Here is a 1,112-nt window from a genome sequence, read left to right on the forward strand (position 1 = left end):
AAATTGGTTCTTTTTACATTATTGTTCCCATAATTATCGGCTAAAGCCTGCTCTGTAATTCTTGAAGATCCATTACATATTCCTGAGAAAGCCATCCTTCCGAGCTCATCATATTTGGTATATAACCATTGATTTTGAAGCCTCAAATTAGGGTCCTGAGTGCCCACTAACCGATTTTGCTTATCATACACCATATATTCCCAGCCTTTACCGGGAATATATTTTTCCACCAGCCTGTTTTTGTTGTCATATTTGTATTGGTAGCAAAACTCATTTAAAATAGTCTGGGTAACCACATTTCCATTTTGAGAGATCTGCAGATCCGCTTTAGGAGTGATCACATAGGCAAGCTGATCGTAGATATTATAAATGTAATAGGTGTCTACGGGAGTGGTGCCGTTCATTTTTCTGGCCAGAACGGTTTGGCCCTGTGAGTTTTTGAAGGCAATGCTTTTGTTCCCGTCTTCATCAACGGTGATGTTTTTCATCAGCTGGCTTTCAGCATACCATTCCACAGTAGGAATAGATGGAGAAAGCGTAGCATCTGCCCAAGAAGAAGTAATCACATATTTTTTCACCTGATCGGCCGAAACATTTGTTTCATATTGGGATTGTACAGTATGTCCCGATCCTTTTTTCCAGGCATCTCCGGGAGCTGCCACTTCCAAAACTTTTCCAAAAGGAGAGCTATCAAATACTTTTTCTGAAAAAGCATTGGTAACGCCATAATAGGAGTTGATATCCGCTTCGGATACGGTTTGAATTCCCGAATTCGCTGTTGCCATAGGTAATGGTAAAAAGTCTTTCGCCTGTCTTCCCAATTCATCATAGAACACAGGGATCACTAAATCTTTACCGGATGAGGTGGATTTTACCGAGACAGTTTGTTTCAGCCTTCCCAACCCGTCAAAATATTGTACGGCTTCGGATTTTTTGCTTCCGTCTTCAGACAGATAGGTTTTGGAATAGATATAGTTCTGCGAAGCAGTAGGCGTTTGTGCATAGAACAATCCGGCTACAAACACGATATGGAATATAAATAATATTTTTTTCATTTCTTAGAAATTAGAAGTTAAAGGTTAGAAGTTTAAAAGTGAATATATTTCCACTCA

Annotated in this window: 1 protein-coding gene; it reads right to left on the minus strand. The window is 39.4% G+C overall.

What is annotated here, in order from left to right; genetic code table 11:
• Window positions 1–1,055 (minus strand): DUF6443 domain-containing protein (locus ACGHIN_RS17275; protein WP_390456480.1); only part of this gene is annotated, 1,055 nt, incomplete at its 3' end.
• Window positions 1,056–1,112: the final 57 nt, after the last annotated feature.

Origin of the sequence: Chryseobacterium barbadense (assembly GCF_042849955.1) — a bacterium.
Lineage (GTDB): Bacteria > Bacteroidota > Bacteroidia > Flavobacteriales > Weeksellaceae > Chryseobacterium.